This is a genomic window from Micromonospora maris AB-18-032, assembly GCF_000204155.1.
Taxonomy (GTDB): domain Bacteria; phylum Actinomycetota; class Actinomycetes; order Mycobacteriales; family Micromonosporaceae; genus Micromonospora; species Micromonospora gifhornensis.
On record NC_015434.1, the window covers coordinates 4,232,541 to 4,248,614 of the forward strand.

The window sequence follows — 16,074 nt, forward strand, 5'->3', positions numbered from 1 at the left end:
TCACCGGCGGGCCTGCTCGGCGTCGGCGTCGCGGGCACAGCGGAAGCCGCTGAAGATCTGCCGCCGGATGGGGTAGTCCCAGTTGCGGAACGTGCCCCGGCAGGCCGCCCGGTCCGTGCCGAAGGAGCCACCCCGCAGCACCTGGTGGTCGTCGCCGAAGAAGACCTCCGAATATTCGCGGTACGGGAAGGCGACGAAGCCCGGGTAGCCCCGGAACGTGGTCGAGGTCCACTCCCACACGTCGCCGATGAGCTGGTGCACGCCCAGCGGCGAGGCGCCGGCCGGATAGGCGCCCACGGGTGCCGGCCACAGGTGCCGCTGCCCCAGGTTGGCGTGCGCCGAGGTCGGGTCGTCGTCGCCCCACGGGTAGCGCCGGGAGCGGCCGGTGGCCGGATCCCAGCGGGCCGCCTTCTCCCACTCCGCCTCGGTGGGCAGCCGCTTGCCCGCCCAGGTGGCGTACGCCTGTGCCTCGTGGTAGCAGACGTGCACCACCGGCTCGTCGGCGCGGACCGGGGACCACCGGCCGAAACGTCGGTACGCCCAACCGTCGCCGTCGCGCCGCCAGTGCAGCGGCGCGCTCAGCCCGGCCTCCTGACGGTGCTGCCAGCCCTGCTCGCTCCACCAGCGTGGATCGTCGTACCCGCCGTCGGCGATGAATTCGGCGTACGCCCCGTTGGTCACCGGCGCGGCGTCGATGAGGTACGCGGGCAGCTCTACCCGGTGGGCGGGACGCTCGTTGTCCAGTGCCCACGGGTCGGCGTCGGTGCCCATGACGAACGGTCCGGCCGGCACCAGCACCTCCCCGGCGGGCCGTACGGTCGGCTCGGGTGGTGGCGGCGCCTGCAGCACCGCCGGCCCGGACCGCAACTGGTGGGTGGCGAGCATGGTCTCGTCGTGCTGCTGCTCGTGCTGCACGATCATGCCGAAGGCGAAGCCGTCGGCGACAAGTGGACGGCTGTCGAAGGCGACCCGGTCGAGCAGGTCGAAGACCTTGTCCCGGACGGTGGCCACGTACGCCCGCGCCTCGGTCGGGGGCAGCAGCGGCAGCGAAGGGCGGTCCCGGCGGGGCTGCTTGAAGGCGTCGTACAGGTCGTCGATGTCGCACCGCACCGGCTCCCGGCCACCGACGTCACGCACCAGCCAGAGTTCCTCCTGGTTGCCCACGTGGGCCAGGTCCCACACCAGCGGGGACATCAGCGGCGAGTGCTGGCGCATCAGGTCGGCGTCGTCCACCACCTCGGTCAGCAGGGCGGTCCGGGCCCGGGTGCGTTCCAGTTCCGCGGCGATCCGGCTGCGTAGTGCCTCGGCGTCCGCCCCTTCGGTCACGGTGTGGGTCACCCTTGCCTCCTTCGTGCCGCGGCCCGCCGTCGGCGCAGCCCTCGGTCGATGTCGTCGTGCAGTTCCGCCGGCAGGTCGAGCCGCGGCAGTGCCGCCCGGGCCAGGTCGAACAGGGCGGCGGCGGCCGAGGCCAGGGCCGGGTCGCCCAGGCCGTGCCGGGCTGCGCTCTGCCACCTGTCGGCCACCGGCGCCGCCACCGCGACGGCCGACTCGACCGTCGCGGCGTCGGCGAGCAGGGCGGCGAGCACCGCGAGCGGGAGGGTCCAGTCCCGGCCCGGCTGGGCGTCCAGGTAGCGCAGTTCGAGGTAGCCACGCGGGCGCACCGGCGGAAAGAGTGTGCTCGCGTGATAGTCGAGGTCGTCGATGGTGGGTGGTCGGGGCAGCGCCCCGTCGAGCCAGTCGGCGAAGGTGACGCCCGGTGGCGCGGTCCAGTCGCCGTCGGGATCGCGGACGCAGAGCAACGGCGCGGCGAGCACGTACGCGGTCCAGGCGGCGACCGGATCCTGGTCGGGTCGGCCGGGATCCCAGACCGCTGCGGTGCGAGCCGGGTCGATGCGCAGCCACGCGCCCATCCGCGCCGAGGCCCATCCGGTGTCCCGGCCGGCGTGCCTGTCGGAGGTGGCGAAGGCGGCCAGCAGTGGTGGCCCGATCATGTGCACCACCGCCCAGCGGGCCGCCACCTGCCCCGGTTCGCCCGCGTCCAGGCAGACCTGCAGCCCCGCGGTGGCGTACATCATCGTCCGCCCGGCCGGGCCACGCCTGTCGAAGGCCAGACGCATGGCGCGGTAGCGAGGAGTGTCGAGCAGCGCTCCGGGCGGACGGTAGGGATCGATTCCGGTGCGGCCCAGCCGCAGACCGGCGGCACCCAGCAGGCGGGCGACCTGGTCGATGTCGGACTGGGTGGCCTCGATCAGGGCCGCCAGGGAGGCGCGCGGTGGGGTGGAGATCTCCACCTGGCCACCCGGTTCGACGGTCACCGCGCCGCCGTGCAACAGTCGCAGCGCAGGGCTGGTCGGATTTAACGTGGTGGGGCTGTAGGGCCCGAGCGCCGCGCGCAGCCGCTCGGCGTCGACGGGGCGGGCCGGGTCGACGGCATCGTGGACAGTCCATTCGAGCTCGACGCCGGTGTAGGTCGGTGGACCGGTCTTGAAGCAGATCCGGGCGAGGTGCCGGGCGGCCGCGGCGCGGTCACGCAACTCCCGGACCCGGTCCAGCTCCGGTGACATCACCATGCAATGGCTCCCATCGGCACCATGCAACGGCTCCTTTCGGCAATGCCGGCTCAGCCCTGTCACGGTAGCCCGTACCGGTGACATCGGTGGACCGGTGGACCGCCACCTTCTGTCTAGCAGGCCTCAACCGAGCGTCAAGGGGAATTCCTCCGCATAGCGGCCAGGGAACAGGCCCGCCGGGTCGATCGACCTGGCGGCGGAGCCGGCAGCGGGGCCGTGCTTGGCCAGCCACTCCGGGTCGGTCTCGGCCAGCACCGCCTGGCAGTACGCCAGTACGTTGTCGGCGCCGCCGGCCGCGACCACCAACTCGCTGAACGCCGGGGTCCTCAGCGCCTTCTCCCGCTGGCGCTCCGACTTCGACAGGTAGGCCTTGCAGAGCCCCGGCCGGTCGGCGGTGTTGTCGGAGTTGCCCGGGCCGGCCTGCACCGTACGTTCCACCGTCGGCTCACGCGACTGCGGCGGTTCGGATGTCGGCGGCGCCGACGTCGGATCCGGCGCGCCCGCGGTCGGCTCGACGCTGACGCCGGGGGTGACCCCACCGGTGGCGGTGGGGGCGGCACCGGGCCCGTCCTGGGACGGGGTGACGCCACCCCGATCGGGTTGCCCGCCCGCTGCGCTGGGCGACGGCGCGACGGGGCGGGTGATCGGGGTCGACGGCGGTGCCGACCGCTCGTGCGGCCAGTCGAGCCGTACCGCCGCCAGGGCGGCACCGGCGGTGGCGGTGGCCGCCACCCCGGCGATCCAGACCACGACGCCGGCGGTGAACCGCCGCCGCCGCGTGGGGCGGGACACCGGAGGGGTCAGGCCGGCCTGCCGGGCGGCCCGGAAGGCGGCGAGGGCCTCCTCCTCACCGGCGAGTTCCCCGGGGCGGGGCGGGGCGGCGGCGGCCCGCAGCAGTCCGGCGAGGGGATCCGGCGAGCCGGACGGTGCGGCCGTGGGGCGTGGTTCACGCGCGGCGTCGAGCAGATGGTCGTGGTCGGTCGGCACTCCGGTGCCGTCCAACCGCCGCAGGTACATCCGTAGTCCCCTCACGTCAGCCGTCCACCGGCTCGGCATGCGGCGTCTGTGAACCGGTACGCGGCAGTGGCGGCGTGGCCGGTGTGGCGGCGGGCTCGTCGCACTCCTGCGTCGGCTGACCCAGCATCAGCGCCAGCCGACGCAGGCCGCGGTGGGCGGCGGTACGCACCGCCCCGGCCCGCCGGCCGAGGACCCGCCCGGCGGTCTCGGCGTCGAGCCCGACGACGGCACGCAGCAGCACCGCCTCGGCCTCCCGGGGCGGAAGGCTGGCGATCATCGCGAGGGCGGCTTCGGTGCCGATGCTCTCCCCGGCCCGTTCGGCCGTGTCGGCGTCCCCGGCCAACTCGCTGAGTTCCTGCACCGGCACGGGCAACGCGGGGCGACGGCGTTGCCGCCGCAGGTGATCCATGGCCCGGTTCCGGGCGATGGTGACGGCCCAGGCACGGAACTCCCCACCGCTGAAGTTCGGCAGGTCGCGCGCCACCTGCAACCAGGTCTCCGAGGCGACGTCCTCGGCGGCGTCGGCGCCGACCAGGGCGGTCAGGTAGCGCAGCAGCCCGGGCTGGAGGCTGCGGTAGAGGAAACGGAACGCCTCCTCGTCGCCGGCCTGAGCCGCCTCGACGGCCCGACTCAGTTCACCGGACATGGCCTTGCCGCTTCCGTTCTACCGGTCCTTCCGTGGGTCGCCCGAACCACAGGCGCACCGGGCACGGGTCGATTGTCCGGGCTGGCACCGTTCCCCGCACCCCGCCCCCGTCAACCTGCTCGCTTCCGGGCCGTTGTGGCCCGGAAGCGGATTGTTCCCGACAGCACCGCCGACCACAACCACCAGCCGGAGAAGCCGAACCGACCCGGAGAGCACCGTGCAAGTGGCTCGTCACTGATGGTCATCATCGGGTGCCGTACGCTCATCGCGGTCGTCCGGGAGGCCTCCCGCACCCGGACCGCCGGCGCGCCGATCAGGCTCATCATGGGTACGGTGGTGCCGTGTTGTCTTCGGAGGTCGTACTCAGCGGTCGATACCGCTTGGACGAACGCGTCGCCACCGGCGGCATGGGCGATGTCTGGCGAGGCACCGACCTGATCCTCGGCCGGCAGGTCGCGATCAAGGTGCTGCTGCCCTCGCTGGTGTCCGACCCCGATTTCATCGCCCGATTCCGCGCCGAGGCCCGGATGATGGCGGCGCTGCGTCACCCCGGCATCGTGCAGGTCTTCGACTGCGGCGAGGACGACCTGGCCAGCGGCGGGCGGGCCGACTACCTGGTGATGGAGTTCGTCACCGGCCAACCGTTGTCGAAGCGGATCGAGGCCGAGGGCCGCCTGGACGTCGCCGAGACCATGTCCGTGGTGGCCCAGGCGGCACAGGCACTGCACGCCGCACACCAGCGCGGCATCGTGCACCGCGACGTCAAGCCGAGCAACCTGCTGGTCCAGGAGGACGGGACGGTCGTTCTCGTCGACTTCGGCGTCGCCCGATCGGTCAATGTGACCAGCATCACCAGCACGAACGCGGTGCCGGGCACCGCCCTCTACATGGCCCCCGAGCAGGCCGCGGGTCGACCCGTCTCCGGAGCGACCGACCTGTACGCGCTCGGTGCGGTCGCCTACTGCTGCCTCATCGGCAGCCCGCCGTTCACCGGCGACAACCCGCTCCAGGTCGCCGTACGGCACCTCGACGACCCGCCGCCGGAGCTGCCGCACGACATTCCGGAGGCGGTGCGGGCCCTGGTCGAACGTGCCCTCGCCAAGGATCCCGCGGACCGCTTCAGCAGCGGCGCGGCGATGGCGGAGGCGGCCCGCAGCGCGGTCTCGGACAGCTCCCTGCCCACCGCGATGGTGCCGGCGGCGGTACGCGGCCCCGGGCCGGACACCCGCACGGCGAACACGGTGGCGCAGGCCGTACCGGCCGGCTCGCGCCGCGGGCGCGGCACGCTGGTCGGCGCGCTCACCGCGGTGGTGGTGGGTCTCGTCGCGCTCGGCGCGGCGCTCAGCGCGGCCCAGCAGGCCAACACCCCGGCGGTGCAGGTGCCGAGCAGCGTCCCGGCCACCGACTCGGTCGTCGAGGCCGAGGAGCCGTCGGACGAGACGGAGAGCAGGCCGGCACGGGTGCCGCCGTACCGGCCGGCCGGCTCGACGGGCAAGGCGACCGCGTCGCCCTCGGCCTCGCCCAGCACCGGAGCGCCCAGCGAGTCGAACGAACCCGAGTCACCCGAACCGGCGCCGAGCAGCAGCAGTCCCGCTCCCGGTCCCGGCACCAGCACCCCGGCCACGGAACCGACGACCGCGCCCACCACGCCGCCGGCCCCGACGACCACACCGCCCGGCGGTGACCCACCCGACGACGAGTCCGAGGCCGGCTGACCCGCACCACAACGGCTCACCCACACGAGCCCGACTCAATCACACCAACAGCCTCGGAATCCCCAAAACGGACACCCGGCATCATAATTCATCTTAGGCTCCTACCAGCAATTACCGCCTGATGTTCGGGAGCCCGGATGAGTGTGGAGAAGCTGGTCGTCGTCGGCCAGGGGTACGTCGGCCTACCGCTTGCCATGCGAGCCGTCGAGGCGGGCTTCGACGTCGTGGGACTCGACGTCGACACCGATCGGGTGAAGCGGCTCGCGTCGGGCGAGTCGTTCGTGGCGGACATCCCGGCCGACCGGCTCGGTCGGGCAACGGCGACCGGACGGTACCGCCCGAGCAGCGAGTACGCCGACGCCAAGGACTTCGACTTCTGCGTGATCACCGTGCCCACGCCGCTGCGCGACGGCACTCCCGACCTGAGCTTCGTCGAGGAAGCCGGCACGGCGATCGCGCCGTACCTGCGTCCGGGCTGCACGGTCATCCTGGAGTCGACCACCTACCCGGGCACCACCGAGGAGCTGCTCCGGCCGCTGCTGGAGTCGGCCAGCGGGCTGCGCAGCCCCGGCGACTTCCATCTCGGCTACAGCCCGGAGCGCATCGACCCGGGCAACCGCACCTGGCGGCTGGAGAACACCCCCAAGGTGGTCTCCGGGATGGACCCGGCCGCGCTGGACCGCGTCGACGGCTTCTACCGGCGGCTGGTGGAGCGCACCGTCCCGGTGGACTCCACCCAGGTGGCCGAGCTGACCAAGCTGATCGAGAACACCTTCCGCCAGGTCAACATCGCCCTGGTCAACGAGCTGACGATGCTCTCGCACCAGTTGGACATCGACGTGTGGCAGGCGATCGAGGCGGCGGAGACGAAGCCGTTCGGTTTCATGCCGTTCAAGCCGGGCCCCGGGGTCGGCGGGCACTGCCTGCCGATCGACCCCTGCTACCTGTCCTGGCAGGTCAAGCGCCGGCTCGGGCGGCAGTTCCGGTTCATCGAGCTGGCCAACGACATCAACCACGAGATGCCCGAGCACGTCGCGCAGCGGGTGATGGCCGGGCTGAACCGCTCCGGCAAGGCGATCAGCAGCGCCCGGCTGCTGGTGCTCGGGCTGGCGTACAAGCCGAACACCGGTGACATGCGGGACTCCCCGGCCGTCGACGTGACGCGGCGGTTGCGTGAGTTCGGCGCGGAGGTCCGCGCGGTCGAGCCGTACGCCGCAGCGAACCACCTGCCCGACGGGGTGCTGACGGTGGACCTGAGCGAGCGGGAGATCCGCGAGGCCGACTGCGTGGTCGTGATCACCGACCACGACGTGTTCGACTACGCCCTGGTCGAGCGGCACGCCCGGTACGTCTTCGACGCCCGCAACCGCTGCGCCGGCCCGAACGTGGAACGCCTCTAGGGCAAACCACGCAACGGTCCCCGCCGGGTTCGGCGGGGGCCGTTGCGTACGCCGTCACAGGTCCGCGAGCGCCTCCACCACCGGTCGACGCAGCGCGCGGCGGGCGGGCAGCACCGAGGCGGCCAGCGCGGCCAGCACCGCGACGGCGAGGATGCCGCCGAGCTGCCCCCACGGCACGGCCAGGATGAAGCCGCCGCTGAGGCTGGCCAGCATCGCCATCGCCGAGCCGGTGACCGCGGTGCCCAGGGCGACGCCGAGCAGCGCGCCGACCAGCGCGGTGAGGACGGCCTCGACGGCGAGCATCGCGCGCATCCGTCCTCGGGTCAGGCCGACGGCCCGCAGGACCGCGTTCTCCCGGGTCCGCTCCAGCACCGACAGACTCAGCGTGTTCGCCACGCCCACCAGGGCGATCACCACGGCCAGGCCGAGCAACGCCACCACGAACGCGAGCAGCATGTCCACGGTGCTGGTGAGCATCCGCTTGTACGCCGCCTGGTCCATCAGGTTGACCGTCGGATAGTCGGCCAGCACCGATTCGATCGCCTCCCGGGCCGCCGCCGCCGACACCCCCTCGGCCGGCTCGATCTCGGCCAGGTAGCCACGCTCGTCGGGGAAGAGCCGGGTGAAGTCGGCGGCGACCAGCTCGACGACGCGACCGGGCGACACCGGGCCGTTGCCGACGTCCGGGCCGACGACCACGGCGGCCACCTCGAACGAGTGCCCGTGCAGGTCGACCCGGTCACCGGGCGACCAGCCACGCTCGTCGGCCAGCTCCCGGTGCACCAGCACCCGGCCCGCTCCGAAGCTGCCGGCCTGCCCGGCCACCACGCTCTCCAGCTGACGCTCGACAAGCGCCGGGTCGGCCGCGCGGATCCTGCCCTCGTCGACGATCCGGGACCGCTGCTCGTGCACCACGCCCAGTTCGGGCCGGGCGGCCAGCGCGTCGACCACCCCGGCGGGCAGGTCCCCGCCGATGCCGGTGACCACGAAGTCCACCCCGATCTGGGCGTCCACGCTGCGTTCGATGGCGGCCTTGGTGCTGTGGGCCCCCACCACGAAGGACGAGACCAGACCGATCCCGATCACCAGGGCGGTGGCGGTGGCGGCGACCCGACGGGGGTTGCGGACCGCGTTGGCCACGGCGAGTGCCGCAGTGATCCCGAAGGCCCGTCGGGCGGCGACGCCGAACATCCGGACCAGCGCCGGCACCAGCACCGGACCGAACAGCACGATGCCGAAGAAGCTCAGCATCCCGCCGAGGGCGACAAGCGCGATCTGCCCGGTGCCGCCCGCTGCGGCCAGGGCCGCGACGCCGGCCGCGAGGACCAGCCCGCCGAAGATCAGGCGCAGTCGGCCGGCGGTCCGGGTGACCTGGAGGGCGGCGTCGGTCAGCGCGGCCACCGGGGCGACCCGGGTGCCCTGCCAGGCCGGTACGAGGGCGGCGCCGACGGTGAGCGCGGTGCCGACCACCAGGCTGCCGAGCACCGTGGTGGCGGTGACCGTCAACTCGCCGTTGAGCGGGACGTCCAGGCTGTTCATCAGGGCGCTCAACGCGGCGGCCATGCCGATGCCGATCAGCACACCGACCGCCGAGGCGACCAGGCCGAGCACCGCGGACTCCAGCAGGGTCGCCCGGAACACCTGTCCCCGGGTGGCGCCGACCAGCCGCAGCAGGGCCGTCCGTCGGGTGCGCTGGGCCAGCACGATGGTGAACGTGTTGGCGATGACGAACGCCGCCACCAGCACCGCCACCGCGGTGAAGACGAGCAGCACCATGTTGAACTGGTTGACGTCGCGTACCGCGTCGTCGACGGCGGCGTCGAGGATCTCGGCCCGGGTGTGCACCGTCGTGCCGGCGCCGGTGACCTCGGCGATCCGTGCGGCGAGCGCCTCGTCGGCGACGCCCGGCTCGGCCGCGACGAGGATCCGGTGGTAACCGGACTGCTCGGTGGCGGCGAGCGCCTCGGGCCCGAACAGCCCGATGAACGGCCCGCCGATGTCCCGCGAGGTGTCGGCCACGTCGACCACACCGACCAGGGTGTAGGGCTTGGCCGCACCGCCGGCGCCGCCGACGCGGACCTCGGTGCCGAGGGCGAATCCCTCGTCGGCGACGGTCCGCTCGTCGAGCACCGCCTCACCGGCCCGTTCGGGCAGCCTCCCGGCCAGCACGTCGTACGACTGGAGGGCAGGGTCGGCGGGGACGGCGACGAGCACCCCGAAGCCGAGCACCGGACGACCGTCGGCGCCCACCACGCCGCCGGTGCCGACCAGTTCCGCCGCCGCAGCCCGGACGCCCTCGACCGCGCGCACCTTCTCGACAAGCGCGGTGTCGATCAGATCCGGGTCGGTGTCGGCGTCCGGATCGGGGTACACGCCGACGTCGGTGTGCCGGTCGAAGGTGGCCGCCCGGTCGTACGCACCGGCCCGCATGCCGTCGACGAAGATCAACGTACCGGCGATGAAGGCCACGCCGAGGACGACGGCGAGTGTGGACATCAGCATGCGCGCGAGGTCGGCGCGCATCGAGCGCAGGGTCAGACGCAGCATCGGGTCACCGCCCCCGGTGCGACGGAACGGCGTCACCGGCCCGGTCCGCGCCGGGATCCAGGTGGGCGAGCACGTCGAGGACCCGCTCGGCGGTCGGTGCGGCCAGGTCGCGGACCAGCCGGCCGTCGGCGAGGAACACCACCCGGTCGGCGTGGGCGGCGGCGGTCGGATCGTGGGTGACCATCACCACCGTCTGTCCCAGGGTGTCCACCGCCTCGCGCAGCAGCCGCAGCACCTCGTTGCCGGCCCGGGAGTCGAGGTTGCCGGTGGGCTCGTCGGCGAAGACCACCCACGGCTTGGTGACCAGCGCGCGGGCCACCGCGACCCGCTGCTGCTGGCCACCGGACAACTCGGCCGGTCGGTGCCGCAGCCGGTCGGCCAGCCCGACGGCGGCGACCACCTGGCGGAACCAGCCGGGTTCCGGTCGCCGGCCGGCGATCGCCAACGGCAGCAGGATGTTCTCCTCGGTGCTGAGCGCGGGCAGCAGGTTGAAGCGCTGGAACACGAAACCGACCCGGTCCCGGCGCAGCAGGGTCAGCCGCCGGTCGTCGAGGCGGCCCAACTCCGCGTCGCCGATGCGTACGGTGCCGGCGGTGGGCCGGTCCAGGCCCGCCAGGCAGTGCATCAGGGTCGACTTGCCGGAGCCGGACGGGCCCATGATGGCGGTGAACCGGCCGGCGGCGAAGGTGACGTCGACGTCGTCGAGGGCGACGACGGCGGCCTCCCCGGTGCCGTACTGCTTGCGCAGGCCGTGGGCGGTGACGGCGACGCCGGCGGTGACGTGGACGGGCGGTGCGAGGGACACGTGGATTCTCCGAGCAGGCGGTGATCTCTGACGTCCTCAGACGCTACGGAGATCACGACCGGTGGAGATCAACCTGCGCGCTCGACCCGGGTACGACCCAGGTGGCCCCGGACCGGGGACACCCGTACGCCTCAGGTCGTACGCCCGGACTCCGCACCGGGCACGACCAGCCCGCTCTCGTACGCCAGCACCACCGCCTGCACCCGGTCGCGGAGCTGGAGTTTGGCCAGGATCCGCCCGACGTGGGTCTTCACCGTCGCCTCGGCGACGTGCACCCGTTCGGCGATCTCGGCGTTGGCCAGCCCCTGCGCCACCAGCAGCAGGATCTCCCGTTCCCGCTCGGTGAGCTGGGCCAGGCGGGGGTCCTCGCCGGGGGTGGTGCCGAGTTGACCGGCGAACCGGTCGAGCAGCCGTCGGGTGATCGACGGGGCGACCACCGAGTCACCCTGGGCGACGACCCGGATCGCGGCGAGCAGTTCCTCCGGGGGCACGTTCTTGAGCAGGAAGCCGCTGGCCCCGGCGCGCAGCGCGGCGAACGCGTCGGCCTCGGTGTCGAAGGTGGTCAGCACCAGCACCCGTGGTGGGCCGGCGGGACGGTCGGCGCAGAGCCGGCGGGTGGCCTCCACCCCGTCCATGGTGGGCATCCGGATGTCCATCACCACCACGTCCGCCTCGACCCGGGAGAGCAGGCGCAGCGCGTCGGCGCCGTCGATCGCCTCGCCCACCACCTCCAGGTCGGGCTGGGAGTCGAGCACCATCCGGAACCCGGCGCGGACCAACGCCTGGTCGTCCACGATCACCACCCGCACGGTCATGCCGCGATCACCTCCGCTGTCGGCGACGACGGTAGCGGCAGCCGCGCCAGCACCTGCCAGCCCCCGGCCAGCCGCGGACCGGCGGTGAGGGTGCCGTCGTACACCGACACGCGTTCGCGCATCCCGACGAGGCCGTGACCGCCCGACGGCGGCGGGCCGGCCGGGGTGCGGCCCTGCCCGTCGTCGGTGACCCGCAGCGTGACGCCGCCGCCGACGTGGGCCAGCTCGACCTGCACCTGTGCGCCCGGCCCGGCGTGCTTGAGCGTGTTGGTGAGGGCCTCCTGCACCAGGCGGTACAGGGTCAGTTCGAGGGCCGGTGGCAGCGGGCTGGGCAGGTCGGTGACCGTGTATCCCACCCGCAGCCCGGCGTCGCGGAAACGCTGCAGCAGGGCGGGCAGTTCGGCCACGACCGGACGCCGGTGGGCCGGTTCGGCGGCAGGCGCGGGCGGGGCTTCGGCGGGCGGTTGCGGCTCCCGGAGTACGCCGACCAGGCGGCGCATGTCGTCCAGGGCGCGGCGGCCGGTGTCTGCCACGGTCCGGACCGCCTCACGGGCGGTCTCCGGGCTGCTGTCGAGCACGTACCGGGCCCCGTCCGCCTGGGCGATCATGACGGCCATGCTGTGGGCCACCACGTCGTGCAGTTCCCGGGCGATGCGGGTGCGCTCCTCGGCCACCGCCGCCCGGGCCTCGGCCTCCCGTTCCCGTTCCAGCGTCGCGGCCCGCTCCTCCAGGCTGAGCACGTACAGCCGGCGGGTACGGACGTTCAGGGCGAACAACCAGACCGCGCCGATGACCAGGGCGTAGAAGATGGCGGTGAAGTACCAGATGCCCGGGGTGGAGGTGCGGACCGCGGCGAACACCGCCCCGCCGACGGCGACCAGTCCGGCGATCACCCCGGCCTGTAGCCGGTCGGCGTACTTGACCACGCTGTAGAGCGCGATCAGCACCGCCAGGTCGTACGGCAGCGGCGCCCAGCCCAGGGCGACCTGGACGAAGGCCAGCACCGCCACGACGGCGGTCACCGCCACCGGTCGGGCCCGACGCGCCAGCAGGGCGGCGCCCATCGCCGCCCCGATCGCGGCGGCCCACCAGCCACCGGGCTGGACCGGGGCACCGGCTGTACTGACAAGCATCACCGGCGCGGCGACGACCATGTCGAAGGCGACGCTGCGCAGCGGATGACCGAAGACCGTCGTTCTCATCGGCACCTAGCGTACGCAGGGAATTCGGGCCGGCCGGCGGGCCAGTCCACGGTGGCGGGCCACCGCAATCGATGTGATGCATATCCATCGATGACCTCCACTGGGGCGTATGGTACGAGAAAGGTCCTTCCTTCTCGAAGGGTGTCGCCGATGGTCATACCGACTCCGGCGCGGGCGCGGTGGTTACGCGTCGCCAGCGCCGCCGCCACCGGACTGCTCCTCGCCAGCATCGCCGCCGCCGCACCCGGCAACGCCCAGCCGGTCACGCAGGCGGCCGCCACCTCGACGTCGGCCGCCGCGCCGCCGCTCGGCGTCGACGAGATCGCCCACAGCCCCAACCTCAGGCTGATCGCCAACCTGCCGAAGCAGTCGCCGTTCAACACCACGAACGCCCTCGGCACCGACATCGCCTTCCAGGGCAGGTACGCCTTCGTCGGCAACTACGACGGCTTCGTCATCTACGACGTGTCCCGGCCCAGCCAGCCGAAAATCGTCTCGCAGGTGCTCTGTCCGGGTGCCCAGAACGACATCTCCATCTACGGTGACCTGCTCTTCCTGTCGACCGACTCGTCCCGCAGCGACGACTCGTGCAACAGCGTCTCCCAGCCCGCCTCGGTGAAGGAGTCGTGGGAGGGCATCAAGATCTTCGACGTCCGGAACAAGAAGCAGCCGCGCTACATCAAGTCGGTGGAGACCGCCTGCGGCTCGCACACCCACACCCTGGTGCCGGCCAAGAACACCAAGTCGGTCTACCTGTACGTCTCCTCGTACAGCCCGCAGGACGCCTTCCCGGACTGCCAGCCGCCGCACGACTCGATCAGCATCGTCAAGGTGCCGCTCAAGAAGCCGACCGACGCCGCCGTGGTCGCCACCCCGAACCTCTTCCCCGACGGCGGCTACGAGGGCCGTACCGGCGCCTCGGCGACCACCGGCTGCCACGACATCACCGCCTACCCGCAGAAGGACCTGGCCGCGGGCGCGTGCATGGGCGACGGGGTGCTGCTGGACATCAGCAAGCGGGAGGCCCCTCGGGTGCTGCACCGGGTCCGGGACACCACCAACTTCGCCTTCTGGCACTCGGCCACCTTCAACAACCGCGGCACCAAGGTCGTCTTCACCGACGAACTGGGCGGTGGCGGCGGTGCCACCTGCAACGAGGCCGTCGGCCCGGAGCGCGGCGCCAACGCGATCTACGACCTCACCGGCCGGGGCGACAAGCGCAAGCTGGAGTTCCGCAGCTACTACAAGATCCCGCGGACCAACGGCGACACCGAGAACTGCGTGGCGCACAACGGCTCGCTGATCCCGGTGCTCGGCAAGGACATCATGGTCCAGGCGTGGTATCAGGGCGGCATCTCGGTGTGGGACTTCACCGACTCCCGCCGACCCACCGAGATCGGCTTCTGGGAGCGGGGACCACTGTCGGACAGCCAGCTGGTCGTCGGCGGCTCCTGGTCGGCCTACTACTACAACGGGCACATCTACTCGTCCGACATCCAGAAGGGGTTGGACGTGCTGGACCTCGACGACTGGCGGACCTGGACGGCCAAGCTGGTCCAGTTCCGTGAGCTGAACGTCCAGACCCAGCCCAGTTATCTGAGCTGGTAGGAGGTCGCCGGGGCGGACGGCGTCCGCCCCGGCGCATCCCCCTGGCTCACTGTCGCGTTTTGTCCCTCGCGTCCCGGGTACCTCGTCGGCACCTCTGGTACCAGGAAGGGATGCCGAGATGACGCGCACCGAGTATCACGTCGTGCCCGACGGTGGTGGCTGGAAGGTCGAGCAGGGCGGCACCACGGTCGGCACGTACGACACGAAGCACCGCGCGGTCGAGGCCGGACGCGAGGCGGCCCACGGCAGCGAGCCCAGTCAGCTCGTGGTGCACACCGCCGACGGCCGCATCGAGACGGAGTACACCTACCAGGACGACCCCTACCCACCGGCCGGCTGACCGTCAGCCAGACCGCCGGCCGGCGCCTGACCGCAGGTGGCGCCGGCCGGCGGCGGCGTTCTCGTCCCCCCGGTGCCGCCGCCGTCACCTCGGCCGGCTCCGCCGCCGGCGAGGCAGCGCGGGCGTGCGAGGATGGCCGGCCGTGACCGCCATCGGGGACGCCCCGACACCACCTGGCCGCCGGCCGCACCCGCTGGACGTGATCGCCGTCGGGCTGGCGCTGGCCGGTGCCGCCTGTGTCGCGACCGGGCTGCTGCCCCGCGCCGACGCCGCCGCCACCCTCGCCCGGATCCTGCCCCTGCTGATCTTCCTCGGCACGGTGGTGGTGCTCGCCGAACTGACCGCCGCCGCCGGCGTCTTCGACGTGCTGGCGACCCGGATGGCCCGCGCCGCCAGAGGGCGCTGGCCCGCGCTGTTCGCGCTCTGCGTCGGCTTCGCCGCGCTGACCACCATCGTGCTCAACCTGGACACCACGGCGGTGCTGCTCACCCCGGTGATGCTCGCGCTGGCGGTGACGCTGCGCACCGCGGTGGCACCGCTGGCGGTGACCACGGTCTGGCTGGCCAACACGGCGAGCCTGCTGCTGCCGGTGTCCAACCTGACGAACCTGCTGGCCAGCGAACGGATCGGGCTCGACCCGCTGGCGTACCTGGGCGTCATGTGGCTGCCCCAACTGGCGGCGATCGCGGTCACCACCGTCCTGCTCTGGTGGTTCTGGTGGCGGCGGGACCAACCGCCGGGCGGCCGGTTCCCGCCACCACCGACGCACCGACCCACCGACGCGGTGCTGTACCGCACGGCCCTCGTCGCCTGTCTGATCTTCGTCGCCGCGATCCTTCTCGGGGCGCCGGTCGGGCTCGCCTCGGCCGTCGCCACCGGCCTGCTGCTGCTCGGCTTCGCGATCCGCTCCCCCGGCACGTTGCGCCCGGCTCTGCTGCCCTGGCGGCTGCTGGTCTTCGTCACCGGGCTGTTCCTGGTGATCCAGACCATCGGCGTGCACGGGCTCAACGACCTGGTCGCCTGGCTCGCCGGTGACGAGGGGGGCACCTCGGGGGTGCTGCGTGCCGGCGGCACCGGCGCACTGCTGGCCAACCTGGTGAACAACCTGCCCGCGTACCTGGCCGGCGAGGCGGTGCTGCCGACCGGCGACCGGCAACGCCTGCTCGCGCTGCTGGTCGGCACCAACGTCGGCCCGCTGGCCCTGCCCTGGGCCTCCCTGGCCACCCTGCTGTGGCTGGAACGATGCCGGGCCGCGCGGGTACGGGTGCCGCTGGCGCGGTTCCTGCTGACCAGCACCGTGCTGGCGGTGCTCGGCACCCTGGCGGCGGTCGGCGCCCTGCTGCTCACCGGCTGAACCCGCCCAGGTCTTGTTCCCGGACGTCACCGACCCATAGACTTTGCTTTGCAAA

At 72.8% G+C, this 16,074-nt stretch carries 13 protein-coding genes; 5 read left to right on the forward strand and 8 right to left on the reverse strand.

From position 1 onward, the window contains the following. The 4 genes from egtB to VAB18032_RS18765 all read right to left on the reverse strand — a co-directional run bounded on the left by egtB (nt 1) and on the right by VAB18032_RS18765 (nt 4,233). On the reverse strand, nt 1-1,338 hold the full coding sequence (gene egtB, locus VAB18032_RS18750; RefSeq protein WP_013734463.1) for an ergothioneine biosynthesis protein EgtB: 1,338 nt from the start codon (nt 1,336-1,338) through the stop codon (nt 1-3). Further along, nucleotides 1,335-2,570: an ergothioneine biosynthesis glutamate--cysteine ligase EgtA gene (gene egtA, locus VAB18032_RS18755; RefSeq protein ID WP_013734464.1), complete on the reverse strand. Its 1,236-nt coding sequence runs from the start codon at nt 2,568-2,570 to the stop codon at nt 1,335-1,337. Before egtA ends, egtB begins: the two co-directional genes overlap by 4 nt. A 123-nt stretch (nt 2,571-2,693) precedes the next feature. Beyond that, nucleotides 2,694-3,602 (reverse strand): hypothetical protein, encoded by a 909-nt coding sequence (locus VAB18032_RS30190; RefSeq protein ID WP_148272310.1) that lies wholly within the window; start codon nt 3,600-3,602, stop codon nt 2,694-2,696. Between the two features lies 1 nt (nt 3,603). Then, the gene (locus VAB18032_RS18765; protein ID WP_013734466.1) at nt 3,604-4,233 is read right to left on the reverse strand and encodes an RNA polymerase sigma factor; all 630 of its coding nucleotides are present in this window, start codon (nt 4,231-4,233) and stop codon (nt 3,604-3,606) included. 341 nt (nt 4,234-4,574) lie between these two features. On the opposite strand from VAB18032_RS18765, the gene VAB18032_RS18770 reads away from it, so the two are divergent. Continuing rightward, nucleotides 4,575-5,948: a serine/threonine-protein kinase gene (locus tag VAB18032_RS18770; RefSeq protein WP_013734467.1), complete on the forward strand. Its 1,374-nt coding sequence runs from the start codon at nt 4,575-4,577 to the stop codon at nt 5,946-5,948. A 137-nt stretch (nt 5,949-6,085) separates the two neighbouring features. Beyond that, the gene (locus VAB18032_RS18775; RefSeq protein ID WP_013734468.1) at nt 6,086-7,348 is read left to right on the forward strand and encodes a nucleotide sugar dehydrogenase; all 1,263 of its coding nucleotides are present in this window, start codon (nt 6,086-6,088) and stop codon (nt 7,346-7,348) included. Nucleotides 7,349-7,402: 54 nt separating this feature from the next. Here VAB18032_RS18775 and VAB18032_RS18780 read toward each other — a convergent pair whose 3' ends face one another. The 4 genes from VAB18032_RS18780 to VAB18032_RS18795 all read right to left on the reverse strand — a co-directional run bounded on the left by VAB18032_RS18780 (nt 7,403) and on the right by VAB18032_RS18795 (nt 12,717). Continuing rightward, on the reverse strand, nt 7,403-9,895 hold the full coding sequence (locus VAB18032_RS18780) for an ABC transporter permease (protein WP_043724934.1): 2,493 nt from the start codon (nt 9,893-9,895) through the stop codon (nt 7,403-7,405). A gap of 4 nt (nt 9,896-9,899) precedes the next feature. Then, nucleotides 9,900-10,700, reverse strand: a complete 801-nt coding sequence (locus VAB18032_RS18785; RefSeq protein ID WP_013734470.1) for an ABC transporter ATP-binding protein — start codon at nt 10,698-10,700, stop codon at nt 9,900-9,902. Between the two features lie 131 nt (nt 10,701-10,831). Continuing rightward, complete coding sequence (locus VAB18032_RS18790; protein WP_013734471.1) at nt 10,832-11,515, reverse strand: response regulator; 684 nt, start codon at nt 11,513-11,515, stop codon at nt 10,832-10,834. Further along, nucleotides 11,512-12,717 (reverse strand): sensor histidine kinase, encoded by a 1,206-nt coding sequence (locus tag VAB18032_RS18795; protein WP_013734472.1) that lies wholly within the window; start codon nt 12,715-12,717, stop codon nt 11,512-11,514. The genes VAB18032_RS18790 and VAB18032_RS18795 overlap by 4 nt, the downstream gene beginning before the upstream one ends. Before the next feature lie 150 nt (nt 12,718-12,867). On the opposite strand from VAB18032_RS18795, the gene VAB18032_RS18800 reads away from it, so the two are divergent. The 3 genes from VAB18032_RS18800 to VAB18032_RS18810 all read left to right on the forward strand — a co-directional run bounded on the left by VAB18032_RS18800 (nt 12,868) and on the right by VAB18032_RS18810 (nt 16,019). Further along, nucleotides 12,868-14,325, forward strand: a complete 1,458-nt coding sequence (locus VAB18032_RS18800; RefSeq protein ID WP_013734473.1) for an LVIVD repeat-containing protein — start codon at nt 12,868-12,870, stop codon at nt 14,323-14,325. 118 nt (nt 14,326-14,443) lie between these two features. Then, nucleotides 14,444-14,665, forward strand: coding sequence for a DUF2188 domain-containing protein (locus VAB18032_RS18805; RefSeq protein ID WP_013734474.1), 222 nt, complete (start codon nt 14,444-14,446; stop codon nt 14,663-14,665). Between the two features lie 142 nt (nt 14,666-14,807). Further along, nucleotides 14,808-16,019 (forward strand): ArsB/NhaD family transporter, encoded by a 1,212-nt coding sequence (locus VAB18032_RS18810; protein ID WP_013734475.1) that lies wholly within the window; start codon nt 14,808-14,810, stop codon nt 16,017-16,019. Nucleotides 16,020-16,074 lie beyond the last annotated feature (55 nt).

Bases quoted from the DNA above. Each gene is read 5' to 3' on its own strand.
- VAB18032_RS18795 (WP_013734472.1), bottom strand. From the start codon at position 12,717: ATGAGAACGACGGTCTTCGGTCATCCGCTGCGCAGCGTCGCCTTCGAC.
- VAB18032_RS18790 (WP_013734471.1), bottom strand. From the start codon at position 11,515: ATGACCGTGCGGGTGGTGATCGTGGACGACCAGGCGTTGGTCCGCGCC.
- VAB18032_RS18800 (WP_013734473.1), top strand. From the start codon at position 12,868: ATGGTCATACCGACTCCGGCGCGGGCGCGGTGGTTACGCGTCGCCAGC.
- VAB18032_RS18765 (WP_013734466.1), bottom strand. From the start codon at position 4,233: ATGTCCGGTGAACTGAGTCGGGCCGTCGAGGCGGCTCAGGCCGGCGAC.
- VAB18032_RS18805 (WP_013734474.1), top strand. From the start codon at position 14,444: ATGACGCGCACCGAGTATCACGTCGTGCCCGACGGTGGTGGCTGGAAG.
- VAB18032_RS18775 (WP_013734468.1), top strand. From the start codon at position 6,086: ATGAGTGTGGAGAAGCTGGTCGTCGTCGGCCAGGGGTACGTCGGCCTA.
- egtA (WP_013734464.1), bottom strand. From the start codon at position 2,570: ATGGTGATGTCACCGGAGCTGGACCGGGTCCGGGAGTTGCGTGACCGC.
- VAB18032_RS18780 (WP_043724934.1), bottom strand. From the start codon at position 9,895: ATGCTGCGTCTGACCCTGCGCTCGATGCGCGCCGACCTCGCGCGCATG.